We start from the raw sequence: 15,376 nt of genomic DNA on the forward strand, positions 1-15,376 counted from the left end.
CACGCCCTGCAACGTCGGATTGCACGAACATTGCACGGACGAAACGGCTCGCTCCGGCATCCGATTCCGTCCGTAGCTTCGGCGACATGAACACCACCGCACCCACTCGTCGCACTCGATCACGGCTTCTGCCGGCCGGTGCGGCCATGCTCACGACGTCTGCTCTCGCCCTCACCGGCTGCATGAGCTTCGTCACTCCCGAAGTCGCGGAGCCTGCGGGCGTCGGCTTCGACGACATCCAGACCGCCACCATCCAGATCGAGGCCGTCGGCACCTTCGTCTCGCCCGAGATGGGCGGCTATGAAGCCGCCGGTCGCGGCTCGGGCTTCCTCATCAGCGAAAACGGCCTCGCCGTGACCAACAACCACGTGGTCGTGGGGGCCGGCACACTCAAGGTCTGGCGCGGCGGCGACACGAGCGAGACGCTCAACGCCAAGGTGCTCGGCTCGTCGGAGTGTCTCGACCTCGCGGTCATCCAGCTGCAGGAAGACGAGTACCCGCACTTCACCTGGCGTGAGGGCGAGATTACGACCGCGACCGACGTCTACGCCGCCGGCTTCCCGCTCGGCGACCCCGAGTTCACCATGACCCGCGGCATCGTGTCGAAGGCCGACACCGCCGTCGACACCCCCTGGGCCTCGCTCGACCACGTGATCGAGCACGACGCCCGCATCCGCGGCGGCAACTCCGGCGGGCCGCTCATCGACAGCGAAGGGCGCCTGGTCGGCGTGAACTACGCCGGCAACGATCAGTACGACCAGAACCTCGCGATCCACCGCGACGAGGTGCAGGAGGTCATCGAGCAGCTGAGCAAGGGCGAGAGCGTGCTGAGCCTCGGCATCAACGGCACCGCCCTCATGACCGAGGAGGGGGAGGGGCTCGGCATCTGGGTCAACTCCGTCGCCTCGGGGTCGGCCGCCGACAGCGCCGGGGTCGCCCCCGGCGACCTCCTCACCAAGATGGAGGGCGTCTCGGTCGGTGTCGACGGCACGATGGCCGACTACTGCGACGTGCTGCGCACGCACGGTCACGACGCCACCCTGTCGGTGGAGCTGTACCGTCCCGCCGAGGGCGTGTACTACACCGGCCAGTTCAACGGCGAGCCCGTCGAGGCGGTCTCGGTGGCCACGCAGGCCGGCGCGAGCTCGGGCGGCGGGGGCACCGGTGGTTCGGGCGGATCGGGAGCCGTCTCGGCCGAGGAGTACGTCTCGATCGTGGATGACACGGGGAGCGTCACGGTCGATGTGCCGGCCGCGTGGGGCGACCTCGACACGTCGGTCTACACCGATCCGCGCGGCGGACAGTGGGCGCGCATCGATGCCAGCACCGATGTCGCGGCGTTCGCGTCGGGCTGGTCGGTGCCGGGTGTCTCGGTCGTCGCCGCTCCCGCGGACACAGCGACCATCCAGCCCGAGGAGTGGCTGGGCATGACCGCCGACTACCTGGAGCAGTCGGGGTGCTCGCAGGGCGCCATCGACGAGTACACCGACGACCTCCACACCGGGGTCTTCCAGTACTGGACCGGATGCGGCGAATCCGCGGCCGATTATCTGATGCTCGCCGCCTACTCCAACGACGGGCAGTACGTCATCGTGCTCGCGGTCACCGCTCTGAGCGAGAGCGATCTCTACGCGATCGACCACGCCCTGGGCAGCTTCGCCGCCGCCTTCTGAAACCGTGGGGCCCCGACCACCGGGTCGGGGCCCCACCTCACGACAGGATTGCACCACAATGGCATCGGAATCATCACTGACGGCCCCCGCTCCGGTCACCGGTGCGGGGACGACGCGCTTCGCCGAGGGGGGACTGAGCGTGACGGTGGACGTGCGCCTGCTGGGCCTGGTCGAGGTGCGCGTCGACGACGACGTCGTCGCGCTGCGGGGCGACATCCCCAAAGCCCTCGTCGCGCGGCTGGCCCTCAGCGCGGGTGAGATCGTTCCGGCGGAGGAGCTGATCGCGGACGTCTGGCCGCAGCCTCCCGCGAACGTCCTCTCGACCCTGCGGGCCCACCTCTCGCGACTGCGGACCGCCGGCCTCGGTGCGCACCTCGTCGGGGCGCGCGGGGGCTACTCCCTCGATGTGCCCGCCGACCGGGTCGACCTTCTGCGGGTGCGCGCCGAGCTCGCCGCAGCCACCCGTCTCCCGGCGTCCGAGGAGCGCCTGGCCGCCCTCGGTGAGATCGCCGCGCGCGCGGCGCGCGACCCTCTCCCGGGGCTCGACGCCATCCCGTTCGTCGCCGCCGTGCGTGCCCGTCATCTCGCCGATCGGCGCGTGCTCGAAGAAGACCTCGGCGAGCAGGCCCTCGACCTCGGCGACACCGCCCTCGCGACCTCGGTGCTCGCCGGGACGGCACAGCGACACCCGTTCGACGAGCGGCCGGTCCGCCTGCTGGCCACCGCACTCGCGCGCTCCGCGCGCATCCCCGACGCCCTCACCGCCATCGACGCGTTCACCACACGCTTGCGCGACGAGCGGGGCATGGATCCGTCGGCCCGGCTGCAGTCGCTTCGCGCATCGATCGTGCGGGTGGATCCGGAGGTCGTCACGCACCGCGCCGGTGCGGCCGTGCGGCGGGTGGGCGTCGGCATCCCGCTCACCCGCTTCGTCGGGCGCGCCGACGATCTCGCACGCCTCCGCGAGCGCCGTCGCGACCGCCGCCTCATCACGATCGTCGGCCCTGCCGGGGTCGGGAAGACCCGCACCGCCGTCGAACTCGCCCGTGAGGCCACGACCGCCCTCGACGACGAGCAGTACATGGTCGATCTCGCCGACTTCCGTCAGCCCGACGAGGTGGTCGCGGCGATCGCGGCGGTCGTGCGGGCGCGAGAGCTGACGATGGATGCCATCGTCCGACGTCTCCGCTCCGGCCGCATCCTGCTGCTCCTCGACAACGCCGACCACGTGCTCGGCGCGCTCGCCGTCGCGGTCGACCGGCTGCTGCAGGGCACCGAAGGCGTGCGCATCGTGGTGACCAGCCGCGAGCCGCTGCGTCTGTCGGGCGAGGAGGTCGTGGTGCTCCGCCCTCTCGTCGGCGACGCCCACGCCGACGCCTGGCGGCTCTTCGCCGAACGCGCCGCCGACGCGCGCGGCGGTTACGGTTTCGACGACGGCGAGCTCGACGACGCGCGCGCCCTGTGCGCGGAACTCGAGGGCATCCCCCTCGCGCTCGAACTCGCTGCCGCGCGGCTCGATGTGCTCGACGCCGCGCAGGTACGCGAGGGGATCGGCGCGCACGCCTCGCCCCGAGGGCGACACGACAGCGTCCGCACCGCGATCGACTGGACGTTCGGGCAGCTGAGCGAGCCGCAGCGCGAACTGCTGCAGGAGACCTCGAGATTCGCCGGTGCCTTCACCGTCGGGGCCGTCTCCGGAGCATCCGGCCGGCCCTGGGCCGACACCGTCACCCTCCTCGATGAGCTCGTCGGCAAGTCTCTCCTCGCCGTCGAGCGCGGCAGCACCGGTCGCCGTCGATTCCGCATGCTGGAGTCGACCCGCGAGTACCTCACCGAGCGTGAGGACCCGGCGCGGGCGGCGATGTGGCGGCTGCGGTACCGGTGGTGGTTCGCCGACCTCACGACCACGCTCGGCCCGACGCTGCGCACGTTCGAGGCCCGCGACAGCATGGCCGTGCTCGACGACTTCCGCGCCGACCTCACCGAGGCCTTCGAGACGGCGGTGCTGGCCGGCGATCGCGACGCGGCCGTGCGGCTGGCGGCAGGACAGGCGCAGTACTGGTTCCTCCGCGGCCTGATGGTCGAGGGCCGCAGCCGTCTGGAGCGGGCCCTCGAGCTGCCGGGCGATGCCACCACCCTCGACGGAATCGCGTGGCTGGAGCTGGCGAACCTCGCCTACCAGACCGGCGACGCCGCGGCCGGCTTCGGCGCCGTCGCGCGGGCGCGGGCCGAGGGCGAACGGCTCGCCGATCCGTCGGTGACCGCGGTGGCGCTCGCACGCGAGGCATACGGCCGGGCGATCTTCGGGCAGGCCGACGTGGGGGAGACCCTCCTCGCGCAGGCGCAGCACCTCACCGGCGAAGCTCAGGCCTGGGCGCGGGCCGAGGTGCACATGTCCGAGGGTCAGATCAGGCGGGCGCAGGGGAGGACGGATGACGCGCTGCACGCGCTCCGCTCCTCGTACCGGATCGCGGCGTCGATCGGCTACACGTGGATGATCACGACCTCGAAGTACGTCACGGCGAAGACCCTCGTCGACGCGCGCCGACCGAAGGAGGCCATCGACGTCGCGGTGGGGGCGGTGGAGGAGGCACGCGCGAATGAGGACGCCGCCGGCGCCCTGGCGGTGGTGTTCGTCATCGCGGGGGCGTGCGCCTTCGTCGAGCGGCACGAGATCGGGGCGCGGCTGCTCGGCGCCGTCGAGGAGATCGGGCGGCAGTACGACTACAGCACCGCCGCCGTCGAGGGAGAGGATGCCGCGCGTCTGCGCGCATCGCTCAGCGTCGGGATGACTCCGGCCGAGTTCGCGCATCAGTACGAGCAGGGCCGGCGATGCGGTTGGCCCGACGTGCGCGAGATGCTCGCACGCCTGCCGCGTCGGGAGTTCTCGATGGCTGCGGACCCGTCACCCGCCGACGCGGACGCGTCGCCGTGACCGCCGTGCGGATCCACCTGTTCGGAGGGCTTCGGGTGACCGGGGAGGGGGCGCCGCCGCCGGTGCGCGGCGCGATCCCCGAGGCCATCCTCTGTCGCCTCGCCCTCGACCCCGAGCGGTTGTTCACGACCGACGAGCTCGTCGAGGCGCTCTGGCCCGCGGCATCCGACAGCGTCGTCTCGAGCCTGCGCGCCCATCTGTCCCGCCTGCGGACGCGAGGATGGGGCGAGCTGCTGCCGGGCGGGCGCGGGGGATACCGCCTGGCGGTATCCCCCGAGGCGGTCGACGTGATCCGGTATCGGCGGTTGCTCGAGGCCGACGGCACCCGGACGGACGACCCCTCGGCGCGCGCGGCGGTCCTCGCCGAGGCCGAGGCGTTGTGGACCGGGACGCCGCTCGCGCGGGTGACGGAGTTCCCGTTCGCGCCGCCGGTGATCGCCGAGCTCGGGATGCTGCGGCGCGCCGCTGCTGCCGAGCGCGCCGATCTGGAGACGGCCGCTTCGCGGCCGGCCGCGGCCCTCGCCGCCCTCGCGCCCTGGGCGGACGACCTCGAGGACGACGAGGTGGGGGTGCGGCTCGCCGGGGCCCTCGCCGAGGCGGGGCGCACCGCCGACGCGCTCGCCGAAGTGGACCGCCGCGTCGCGCATCGGCGCCGTGCCGGAGGGACAGTGCCGGAGGCATGGGCGCGACTGCGCGATCGCATCGCCCGTGGGGAGGACGGGCGCGCGGGCGTCGCCGGTGCGGGCGGTGGCGCTTCGGGCGGATCCGCGCGGCCGCGCGATCTGATCGGGCGCGCGGTCGAACTCGACCGCATCGCCGACGCGCGGGCGCAGTCGCGGCTCGTGACCCTGACCGGGCCGGCCGGAGTCGGCAAGACCCGCCTCGCCGCCGAGGTCGCCCGCCGCGGCGCGGGCACCGACGACGACGCGCAGTGGTTCGTCGATCTCACCGTCATCCGCTCTCCCGACCGCCTGATCGGGGCGGTCGCCGAGACCCTCGGCTGTGCGAGTGAGATCGACGGGATCGCGGCGGCGCTCGGCGGTCGGCGGACCCTCGTCGTGTTCGACAACGCCGAGCATGTCCTCGGTGCGACGGCCGCGCTCGCTGCCGCGCTCCTCGAACGCTGCGCGGGGCTCGGCGTGCTCGTGACGAGCCGCGAAGCGATGCGGATGGCGGGGGAGCGTGTCGTGACCGTCGAGCCGCTCCTGGGCGGAGCGTTGGACGACGCGGTCGAACTCTTCCTCCAGCGCGCGGGTGAGAGCAGCGGGATGACGGGATGGACCGCCGAGGACCGCGATGCCGTGCGACGCCTGTGCGTCGCGCTCGACGGGCTTCCGCTGGCGATCGAGCTCGCCGCCGCGCGACTCGACGTGCTGAGCCTCGACGAAGTCGCCGGGTCGTTGGAGGCCCTCGGGCCGCAGGGAAGCGGCGCGGGCCGGCACGATTCGCTCGACGCCGCGATCGACTGGAGCGTCGGCATGATCTCCGACGACGAACGACGCACGCTCGGTCAGCTGGCGCGCTTCTCGGGGCCGTTCGGCCTCGATGCCGTGGCCGGCATATGCCGGGTCGAAGGGGCCGATCCCCGCGAGTCCACCATCGCACTCGTCCGTCGCTCGCTCGTCGTCCCCGCCGGCTCGGGCGGAGGGGAGCGCCGGTTCCGGCTGCTCGACACGGTCAGACGCTACGCCCGGTCGCACCTGCAGACCGAGACTGACATCGAGTGGGACGCGCGGCACGGGCGCTGGATGGCCGACTACGCCGGCCGGACGGCGCCGCTCCTGCGCTCCGCGTCGGCGCCGAAGGCGCGAGCCTCGCTGCGTGGCTACGCGGCTGATCTGCAGGATGCCACGGCCCGTGCCATCCGCTCGGGGGACCGCGCCCTGGCGGTCGAGCTCGTCGGGTCGCTGGCGTGGTTCTGGTACGAGCGCGGGCAGGCGGACGAGGCACTGAACCTCATCGATCAGGCGCTCGCCGCGCCCGGACCACGCCTCCCCGGACCCGAGGCGCGCGCGCTGTATGCCGCGACCTTCATGCAGGCGGTGGGCGGAGACCCCCTGGGGACCGTGCACGCGCTCCGACGCTTCGCCGAGGCCGCCGACGCCGCCGCCGACCCGCCGCACGCGATGATCGCGCACACCCTGCTCGGCTCGCTCGCCGCCGTGGAGGGCAACATCGAGACGCGGGAGGCCGAGCTCGCGATCGCCGAGCGATGGCGCGCCGAGGTCGGAGAAAGCGACCGATGGGCGATCGCTGATCACCTCTACATCCGGGGTGATGCGCTGCGGATCGCCGGCCACCCGGCGCAGGCGCTCGACAGCCTCGAGGAGGGCTACCGCCTGGCCACCGAGATCGGTCACACGTGGACGCTCGCAGCGTCGTGCTACATCACCGGCAAGGTGCTGACCGAGGTCGGACGGCCGCGTGATGCGGTGGGGATCCTCCGCACCGGCGCCGCCCACTCCCTCGCCCGTGAAGACCGGATCAGCGCGCTCGCCGCAGTCAACGCGATCGCGGTCGCGCTGGGGGAGCTCGGGCAGTTCGACGATGCCGGCGAACTCTTCGGCCTGGTCGACGCGCTCGGACCGCGCTTCGGGTTCCACCCCGTGGCGTCGGACGGATCGTACGCCGAGCCGTTCCGCGCGCGGACCGCCGCTGCGCTCGGCAGCGCGTGGGATGCGGTGCGCGCCCGCGGCGCCGCGCGCGACGTCGCCTGGGCGCTCGAACGCGCAGCGGCGGTCGCCGCTCGACCCTGACCGGCCTCACCTGTCACGAAGTGTCGCTGCGGGGCGCGTTTTGCGACCAGCGTGCCCGCGGCGCGCCCGATGGTCGGGCGCTGCGGACGTTCACCCGTCATGACGTGCTGTCGCGCGGCGCACGTTGCGACCAGCGTGCCTGGGGCACGGCGGGATGGCGCGACACCGGCGCGCACGCGAGACTGAGGCGATGGACCTTCCCGTCATGCCCCCGGTCGCGCCGATGCTCGCCAAGTCGGTCTCGGCGATCCCCGACCTCGGGCATGTCGAGCCCAAATGGGACGGGTTCCGTACGATCGTGTTCCGCGATGGCGATGAGGTCGAACTCGGAAGCCGCAACGAACGGCCGATGACGCGGTACTTCCCCGAGCTCGTCGATGCCCTTCGCGCCCAGCTTCCCGAACGGTGCGTCATCGACGGCGAGATCGTCGTCGCCACCGACGGCGGCCTGGATTTCGAGGCCCTGCAGCAGCGCATCCACCCCGCGGCGAGCCGGGTGAACCTGCTCGCCGCCCAGACACCCGTGTCGTTCATCGCCTTCGACCTGCTCGCGCTCGGTGACGACGACCTCACCGGCCGGGCGTTCTCCGAGCGTCGTGCGCTTCTGGTCGAGGCGCTCTCGGGCGTCGAGCCGCCGATCTACGTCACGCCCGCGACCGGCGACCCCGCCATCGCGCAGGAGTGGTTCGAGACCTTCGAGGGCGCGGGCTTGGACGGGGTGATCGCCAAACCCCTCGACGGCACATATCAGCCCAACAAGCGCACGATGTTCAAGATCAAGCACGAGCGCACCGCCGACTGCGTGGTCGCGGGATTCCGCTGGCACAAGACGGGGCCGATCGTCGGCTCGCTCCTCCTCGGCCTCTACGGCGACGACGGCACCCTGCACCACGTCGGAGTGACGGCATCCTTCCCGATGGCTCGGCGCAAGACCCTGCTCGACGATCTCGCTCCTTACCGCGACGTCGATCTCTCCGCCCACCCCTGGGGCGGCTGGGCCGAGCACGCCGCCGACGGCACCCAGCTCGCGGGCGCGGGCAGCCGGTGGAACGCCGGCAAAGACCTCTCCTTCGTGCCGCTGCGCCCCGAGCTGGTCGTCGAGGTCGCGTACGACCACATGGAGGGCGAGCGTTTCCGCCACATCCCGTCGTTCCGGCGCTGGCGCCCCGACCGCGACCCGCGCTCGTGCACCTTCGCGCAGCTGGAGGTGCCGGCGAGCTTCACCCTCTCCGACATCCTGCCGGGGCTTTGAGCCCAGAGGGCGCCTGACCTGCTCGCGCGCTGCCGAGTCCGCGCTACACCGCCGGTTCGACCGCCTTCTTCTGCGCCCAGCGGGCGGGCTCGTTCGGCCCGTTCCACACCTTGATCGCGCCCCAGACGACCGCGGTGATCGGCACGGCGAGCACCGCACCGAGGATCCCGCCGAGCACGGTGCCGATCGTCAGGGCGATCAGGATGACGAAGGCATGGAGCTTCAGCGTCCGCCCCATGAGGACCGGCTGCAGGAAGTTGCCCTCGAGCTGGTTGACGAGCACCACCACCCCCACCACGAAGAGGGCGTTGACCCAGTCGTTCGCGACGAGGGCGACGAGGGCTGCGAGGATGCCGGCGACGGTCGCCCCGACGATCGGGATGAACGCCAGGAGGAACACCAGCACCGCCAGCGGCAGCGCGAGCGGCACCTGCAGGATGACCAGGCCGATGCCGATGCCGACGGCATCGACGAACGCGACCGCGGCGGTGCCGCGCACGTACGACCCCAGCGTCACGACGGTCTTGTCGCCGATGCGGCGGGCCCGCGCCTCGTTCTCGCCGCGGAAGGGGCGGAGGAGGAATTCCCAGAGCCACGGACCGTCCTTCAGGAAGAAGAACAGCACCACGATCATCAGGATCAGCCCCGTGACGAAGTTCGCCAGCACGCCGACTCCCGCGAGAGCGCCGCTGCCGAACTGCGCGCTGGTGACGAAGTCGATCACCTGGTCGCTCCACTCCTGGATCTGGTTGTCCGTAGGGGCGAAGGGCAAGGTGTTGATCCAGGCGACCAGCTGCTGGAACCCCGCCTCGGCCTGTGAGTAGAGGTCGTCCCACTGGTTGCGCACCGCCCAGACGATGAGCCATCCGGCGAGCCCCAGCACGATCACGACGGCGAGCATGGTGATGAGCGTCGCGACGACCGAGGGCACGCCTCGGCGGCGAAGCCACGACATCAGCGGCGCGAAGGCGCAGGCGAAGATGAGGGCGATGATGACGGGGATCCAGACGACCGTCACCTGCTGCAGTCCGATGACGGCGAGTGCGGCGATCCCGATGACGATCGCGATCTGCAGCGAACGGGTTGCGACCTTGCCGAGCCCGTCGGCCCAGAGGCCGAGGGCGACGGGTGCTTTGGCGGCCTTGGCCGCGGCCGACCCGGCGTCCGCGGCGGAGCCGAGCGCCCCGGTATCGAAAGCGTGGCGGCGCGGGGCGCGACGGAAGAGTCCCATGGCTGAACCATACGACTCCCGTCGCCGTGCGCCGGGGTGGTTGCGCGGCAGGTCGCGCGGGCCTAGGGGTCTGCGATCCGGGCGCGCCCCGCGCCGGCGCCACGGCCCGGCACCATCCGGAGCGGATGCACCCCTGAGCCTTGAGACCCAGTGTCACCGCATGCGAGACTGGATGTCATGACGTCTTCGCCGACCCCCACCGAGAACGACAGCGCAGATCTCGCCGGCGCCCCGCGCAGCGCCCTCCCGGGTGACCGCGCCGGTGCGTACCGGGTGACCGATCCGCTCGACACCGACTACTACGGCGTCTTCGCCGACATCGGCGGTGCCGAGCGCGACGCGTGGTCGCGTGCCCGCGTGCTGATCTCGGAATACGGCGATCGGTCGGCAGCGCAGTGGGATGCCGGCGAATACGACATCTCGATCGTTCGCCGTATGGGCGAACTCGACCTCTTCGTCGACGGGATCGAGCACGAGGGCCTGACCGCCCTGTCGCCCCTGGCCGCGGGGCTGGTCAACATGGAGATCTCGCGCGGCGACGGATCGCTCGGCACCGTGCTTGCGGTGCAGGGCGGCCTGGCGCTGCGCACCCTGGCCCTGTTCGGCAGCGACGCGCAGAAGGCGCAGTACCTGCAGCCGATCGCCCGCGGTGAGGTGCTCGGCTCGTTCGCGCTGACCGAGCCCGACCACGGTTCCGACTCGGTCTCGCTCGAGACCCGCGCGACGCGCGCCGGTGACGGCGGCTGGATCATCGACGGTGCCAAGAAATGGATCGGCAACGGCGCCTCGGGAGGGGTCACCTTCGTCTGGGCCCGCGTCGAATCGCCGGGCGCCGACGACCACGGCAAGGTGCGATGCTTCCTCGTGCCGCAGGAGACCGAGGGCTACCACGGCGAGCCCATCACCGGGAAGGCGTCGCTGCGCGGCATCCATCAGGCGCACATCACCCTCCGCGGCGTCCGGCTTCCCGCCGACGCGGTGCTGCCGGGCAGCCGCAGCTTCAAGGACGCCTCGACGGTGCTCTACGCCACACGGTCGGGGGTCGCCTGGTCGGCGCTCGGCCACGCCACCGCCTGCTACGAGGCGGCACTGCAGTACTCCCAGCAGCGCGAGCAGTTCGGCAAGCGCCTCGCGGGATTCCAGATGGTGCAGGAGCGTCTCGCCCAGATGCTCTCGGAGCTCACCGCGATGCAGCTGTACTGCCGTCATCTCGCCGATCTGGAGGCATCCGGAGGTCTGCGACCGACGCAGGCGTCGCTGGCGAAGTATCACAACACCCGCACCGCCCGCCGCATCGCCGCCACCGCGCGCGACCTCCTCGGCGGCAACGGGATCCTTCTGGAGTACGGCGTGATGCAGCACATGGCCGACATCGAGGCCATCCACACCTACGAGGGCACCGAGTCGATCCAGGCGCTTCTGCTCGGCCGCGACATCACGGGTGTGAGCGCGTTCGCCTGAGCGCTACTCCGAGAGTGCCTCGCGCAGGCGCCGCGCCACCTCAGCGCTCGGCGTCCGGCGCGGGAACACCGCGACGACGAGATCGTCGGGCGCCGGAGACGACTCCTCGGGGAGCACGCCGAACCGCCGGCGCGCGTCATCCAGGGCGCGCTTGAGCACCGACACCGGCACGCGTCTCGGGCCGCGGATCAGCCGCCTGAGCACGTGGTTGTGCACCGCGGTGACGAGCGCCGAGAAACCCACCGCGTCGAGCGGGTCGAGGCCCGGCAGGGCGTGGCGGAGGTACTCGTCGAAGAGGCGCTCGTAGCGGAAGACCGTGACGATCTCGCGGTCGCGCAGCGCCGGGATCTGCCGCACCACGGCATAGCGTCGCCGGGCGAGGTCGGGATCGGCGGCGAAGTGCTGATACACCTGCACGGATGCGTCGCACACGGCCGCCCACGGATCGTCGTGCGGCTGCGCGAGGAAGGCCCGGAGTTCTTCGAGCAGGCCCTCGTGGTCGGCGAAGACCACGTCTTCCTTGCCGCCGTACTGGCGGAAGAACGTCGAGCGCGACATCCCCGCCGCGCGCGCGATCTGATCGACCGAGGTCTGCTCGAACCCCTGCGTGTGGAACAGCTCGACCGCGGCCGCCACGACACCGGTGCGGCCGACGAACGCAGGATCGGCGTCGCTCACGGTCCGAGCTTAGCGGCGGGGTCGTCGGGGAACACGGCGGGTGTGGTGTGCGCCCGTTTGTCAAGGCCATGGTCCGGTTCGGTTCATGGTCCTTCACTGTGTTCATGTCCCTTTTCGCCGCCGCCGTGAACACCACAGGCCACGCGCTTCCGCGAGGTGAGCGTTACGACGTCGTGGTGGTCGGGGCCTCGCTCACGGGTCTCGTCGCGACCCTGATGCTCACGCAGTCGGGCCGTCGGGTGGCGCTCGTCGAAGCGGGGGTGATCAGCCCGGCTCGTCCCGGCGGGAGCCGCGATGCGAACGAGGAGACCGCGCTGGCCGCGGCGCTCGTCGCCGCCGGTGCCGCCCTGCACACCCGCACGCTCGTTCACGCCGTGACCTCGGCGAGTCCGTGCCGGCTCGACACCGAGCACGGTCCGCTCTTCGCCGACCAGGTGGTCCTGGCCACCGGCGCGCGCGACGCCGAGTCCGTCTACCGTCCCGGCCCGACCCCGTCGCGCTGGCGCGCGGCGTCGTACCTGCTGCCGGCGCCGACAGCACCGATGCCGGGGGCGGATGACACGCCACGGCGCTCGACCGATGCCATCGGACCCGCGCCGACGGTGGGCAAGCTCCCGCGTTCGCTCGGTCGCATCCGATTCGTCACCTCCTGCCACGGGCGGGGCCGGACGCGCGCGGCCCCCGCGGCGCTCGAGGTGGTCGCCGACATCCTGCAGCTCGCCCGTGTCGAGCGCCCCGGGTGGAAGGTGACACTTCAGAAGTCGCAGACGGCGCAGCCTGCGCCGGTCGTCAGAACCGCCCGGAAACCCGACGCCCCGCCCGCGACCTCATCGGTCGCGTAGCGGGGCAGCAGAGCTCTCGCGCGGCGGGGCGTCAGGGTCGGCGAGCCCCCACTCAGCCGACGAACGTGATCACACCGGTGATGATGAGCGTGATGAGAGTCGTCCACAGTGCGATCGCGACGGCCTGCCAGAACAGCACCTTGCCCGGGGCGACGCCGGTGGACACCAGCGCGGCGGCGGTGAACTGCGTCGGCACCAGCAGCGGGCCGAGGAGGCTCACGCCGGGGGTGCCGTAGCGCTCGTAGGCGCGCATGACCTTCTGGCGACGCGGCGACAGCTCCGGTGCTTCGCGCCCCCCGCGCGTCGTCACCGCGGTGCGGACCCGGGCGCCGGCGAAGACGACCACGGCGACGCAGAGGAAGTTTCCGGCGAATCCGGCGATGCCGGCGACCACCGGATGTATGCCGCCGATGATGCCGATGGCCGAGGCGCCTTCGCCCTCGATGAAGGGCACGGCGCCGGCGAGGGCGACGATGAGCGGCCGGAGAAGCTCGGGCATCTGAGCGACGAGGTTCTGGAAGCCGAGAACGAGGTCGGCGATGGGGTTCACGGTATCTCCCTGTGGATCGGACGGGGCCGTCTATTGGACGGTGATTCCATCCCACGCGATCGACGCCCGCGGCGGCAGTGTCGGAGCGTCACCTGCCACCGGGAAGATGCCGCGGGCGAGGTGTGACAAAAGTCATGGTCGTACTGTGGCGGTGTGACCGACGCATCCCGTCCGACCGTCGCCGCCGCGCCGCAGCCGGCCGCGCGCGCCTTGGCGCGCGGGGTGACGGCGACCTGGTGGTACACCGCGGGGTCGGTGATGATCTTCCAGGCTGTGACGCTGTTCTTCTGGCTCCTGTCGGCGCTGGCCGACGGCGATGCTCTGCAGGTCGCGATCTACCTTGCCGCGGCGGCGGTGTCGCTCGCCTCGAGCGTGCCGCTCCTAGCCCGGTACGGCCGCCGCCGGAGGATCGACGACGCCGACGAGGAGGAGCGGTTCTCGGCCACGGTCTTCTGGTCGTTGCTTGCTTCGGCGGTCGCGGCTGTGGCGATCGGAGTGATCGCCGGATCGGTGCTGTCGGCTGCGGCGCTCATGGCTCTCGCGGTGATGCTGCTGCGCTGGCGCGGGGGTGTGCGCATCCGCTTGATCGCCGGGGTCGTCGTCGTGCTGATGGCCGTCTGGGTCCTCGAGAGCGCGCTCACCGAAGCGAGCCTCGGCGGCGAGGTCGTCTTCGTCTACAACCTGTTCTCGGTGCTGCTGCCGCCCACGGCCGTGGTGTGCCTGTGGTGGTGGGACATCGTCCTCGCCCTCGACGAGGCCCGCGCCGCGGAGGGGCGGCTCGCGGCCGCTCAGGAGCGGCTGCGGCTCGCGGGCGATCTGCACGACCTGCAGGGACACCACCTGCAGGTGATCGCCCTTCAGCTCGAGCTGGCCGAGCGGATGCTGCCGCGCGACCCCGACGCGGCCGCCGAGCAGGTTAGGCTCGCGCGGGCGTCGGTCGATGAGGCCCGATCCGGCACCCGCGCACTCGCCGCGCGCTTCCGCGGCGTTCCGCTGCCCGACGAGCTCGCCAACGCGGCCGATCTGCTGCGGGCGGCGGGCCTCAGCGTCGAGCTCGACATCGACTCGCGTGCCGACGCCGCGCCCGCCGACATCCTGGGCCCGGTGGTGCGCGAGTCGACGACGAACATCCTCAAGCACGGCGGTGGCGCGTGGGCGCGGTTCCGTCTCGCCCTGGACGAGCGAGCCGACGGCCGGGTGTGGCGACTCGGCGTCAGCAACGACCTGTCCGCCACCGCCGCGCCCCCGCCCGCGGCGACCGCGGGATCGGGGCTTCCGGGCATCGCCGAGCGCGTCGGCTCGGTCGGGGGCGCGGCGCAGTGGGATGCCGCGCCCGAACGATTCACCCTCGAGGTCACCGTGCCTGCAGCATCCGTCGGAGGTCTGTCATGATCCGCATCCTCATCGCCGATGACGAGGACATGATCCGCTCGGCGCTCGCGGCGCTCCTGCGGCTCGAAGACGATTTCGAGGTCGTCGCCGAGTGCCGCGACGGCGAGGAGGCCGTGGCCGAAGCGGTGCGGCTTCGCCCCACCGTGTGCCTGCTCGACCTCGAGATGCCGAGGCTCGACGGCGTCGACGCCGCCGCGCGCATCCGCCGGCAGGCGGGGTCGAAGTGCGTGGTGGTGACGCGGCACGCGCGACCGGGAGTGCTGCGCCGAGCGCTCAGCGCCGGGGTCGACGGTTTCCTGCCCAAGTCGCGCCCGGCGCAGGACGTCGCTGCGGTGATCCGCGACGTCGTCGCCGGGCGGCGCTACGTCGACCCCGAGATCGCGGCCGACGCGCTCACCGACGAACGGAGCCCGCTGACCGACCGCGAGCTCGATGTGCTGCGTGCAGGATCTCGCGGTGAGACGATCGCCGAGATCGCGGCGACCCTGCACCTCTCGCCCGGCACCGTGCGCAACCACGTCTCGGCCGTGCTGGGGAAGCTCGGCCTCGCGACGCGTCAGCAGGCGGCGATCCTCGCGCGCGAGCGCGGGTGGATCTGAGGGCGGT

11 protein-coding genes are annotated in these 15,376 nt (G+C 72.1%); 8 read left to right on the forward strand and 3 right to left on the reverse strand.

What is annotated here, in order from left to right:
- The first annotated feature begins 86 nt into the window (after positions 1-86).
- The 4 genes from FBY40_RS06670 to FBY40_RS06685 all read left to right on the forward strand — a co-directional run bounded on the left by FBY40_RS06670 (position 87) and on the right by FBY40_RS06685 (position 8,616).
- The gene (locus FBY40_RS06670; RefSeq protein ID WP_160141367.1) at positions 87-1,673 is read left to right on the forward strand and encodes a S1C family serine protease; all 1,587 of its coding nucleotides are present in this window, start codon (positions 87-89) and stop codon (positions 1,671-1,673) included.
- A 58-nt stretch (positions 1,674-1,731) separates the two neighbouring features.
- Entirely contained in the window at positions 1,732-4,608 is a 2,877-nt protein-coding gene (locus tag FBY40_RS06675; protein ID WP_141937416.1) for a BTAD domain-containing putative transcriptional regulator, read from the forward strand.
- Positions 4,605-7,364, forward strand: coding sequence for a BTAD domain-containing putative transcriptional regulator (locus tag FBY40_RS06680; RefSeq protein WP_160141368.1), 2,760 nt, complete (start codon positions 4,605-4,607; stop codon positions 7,362-7,364). Before FBY40_RS06675 ends, FBY40_RS06680 begins: the two co-directional genes overlap by 4 nt.
- Positions 7,365-7,554: 190 nt before the next feature.
- The gene (locus FBY40_RS06685) at positions 7,555-8,616 is read left to right on the forward strand and encodes an ATP-dependent DNA ligase (protein WP_141937421.1); all 1,062 of its coding nucleotides are present in this window, start codon (positions 7,555-7,557) and stop codon (positions 8,614-8,616) included.
- Positions 8,617-8,659: 43 nt separating this feature from the next.
- Here the strand turns inward: FBY40_RS06685 and FBY40_RS06690 are convergent, their stop codons facing one another.
- A complete protein-coding gene (locus FBY40_RS06690) occupies positions 8,660-9,847 on the reverse strand; it encodes an AI-2E family transporter (RefSeq protein ID WP_141937423.1) in 1,188 nt (395 codons plus the stop codon).
- Positions 9,848-10,024: 177 nt separating this feature from the next.
- Between FBY40_RS06690 and FBY40_RS06695 the strand changes: the two genes are divergently transcribed.
- Positions 10,025-11,308, forward strand: coding sequence for an acyl-CoA dehydrogenase family protein (locus FBY40_RS06695; protein WP_141937425.1), 1,284 nt, complete (start codon positions 10,025-10,027; stop codon positions 11,306-11,308).
- A gap of 3 nt (positions 11,309-11,311) precedes the next feature.
- On the opposite strand, the gene FBY40_RS06700 is transcribed toward FBY40_RS06695, so the two are convergent.
- Positions 11,312-11,986 carry a TetR/AcrR family transcriptional regulator gene (locus FBY40_RS06700; RefSeq protein WP_141937427.1) on the reverse strand — a complete coding sequence of 225 codons (675 nt, stop codon included), beginning with the start codon at positions 11,984-11,986 and terminating at the stop codon, positions 11,312-11,314.
- A gap of 104 nt (positions 11,987-12,090) precedes the next feature.
- Here FBY40_RS06700 and FBY40_RS06705 point away from each other — a divergent pair, with 104 nt between their 5' ends.
- Positions 12,091-12,828, forward strand: coding sequence for an FAD-dependent oxidoreductase (locus FBY40_RS06705; protein WP_160141369.1), 738 nt, complete (start codon positions 12,091-12,093; stop codon positions 12,826-12,828).
- 52 nt (positions 12,829-12,880) lie between these two features.
- On the opposite strand, the gene FBY40_RS06710 is transcribed toward FBY40_RS06705, so the two are convergent.
- Entirely contained in the window at positions 12,881-13,327 is a 447-nt protein-coding gene (locus tag FBY40_RS06710; RefSeq protein WP_141940061.1) for a small multidrug efflux protein, read from the reverse strand.
- Between the two features lie 204 nt (positions 13,328-13,531).
- Here FBY40_RS06710 and FBY40_RS06715 point away from each other — a divergent pair, with 204 nt between their 5' ends.
- Together FBY40_RS06715 and FBY40_RS06720 are read left to right on the forward strand one after the other, a co-directional pair.
- Positions 13,532-14,770: a sensor histidine kinase gene (locus FBY40_RS06715; RefSeq protein ID WP_235014645.1), complete on the forward strand. Its 1,239-nt coding sequence runs from the start codon at positions 13,532-13,534 to the stop codon at positions 14,768-14,770.
- Positions 14,767-15,369, forward strand: coding sequence for a response regulator transcription factor (locus FBY40_RS06720; RefSeq protein ID WP_141937431.1), 603 nt, complete (start codon positions 14,767-14,769; stop codon positions 15,367-15,369). Before FBY40_RS06715 ends, FBY40_RS06720 begins: the two co-directional genes overlap by 4 nt.
- Positions 15,370-15,376 lie beyond the last annotated feature (7 nt).

The organism is Microbacterium sp. SLBN-154 (assembly GCF_006715565.1).
GTDB lineage: Bacteria > Actinomycetota > Actinomycetes > Actinomycetales > Microbacteriaceae > Microbacterium.

Excerpts from the sequence above, each read along its gene's own strand:
- FBY40_RS06670 (WP_160141367.1), top strand. The coding sequence starts at position 87 with ATGAACACCACCGCACCCACTCGTCGCACTCGATCACGGCTTCTGCCG.
- FBY40_RS06675 (WP_141937416.1), top strand. The coding sequence starts at position 1,732 with ATGGCATCGGAATCATCACTGACGGCCCCCGCTCCGGTCACCGGTGCG.
- FBY40_RS06685 (WP_141937421.1), top strand. The coding sequence starts at position 7,555 with ATGGACCTTCCCGTCATGCCCCCGGTCGCGCCGATGCTCGCCAAGTCG.
- FBY40_RS06690 (WP_141937423.1), bottom strand. The coding sequence starts at position 9,847 with ATGGGACTCTTCCGTCGCGCCCCGCGCCGCCACGCTTTCGATACCGGG.
- FBY40_RS06695 (WP_141937425.1), top strand. The coding sequence starts at position 10,025 with ATGACGTCTTCGCCGACCCCCACCGAGAACGACAGCGCAGATCTCGCC.
- FBY40_RS06705 (WP_160141369.1), top strand. The coding sequence starts at position 12,091 with ATGTCCCTTTTCGCCGCCGCCGTGAACACCACAGGCCACGCGCTTCCG.
- FBY40_RS06710 (WP_141940061.1), bottom strand. The coding sequence starts at position 13,327 with ATGCCCGAGCTTCTCCGGCCGCTCATCGTCGCCCTCGCCGGCGCCGTG.
- FBY40_RS06720 (WP_141937431.1), top strand. The coding sequence starts at position 14,767 with ATGATCCGCATCCTCATCGCCGATGACGAGGACATGATCCGCTCGGCG.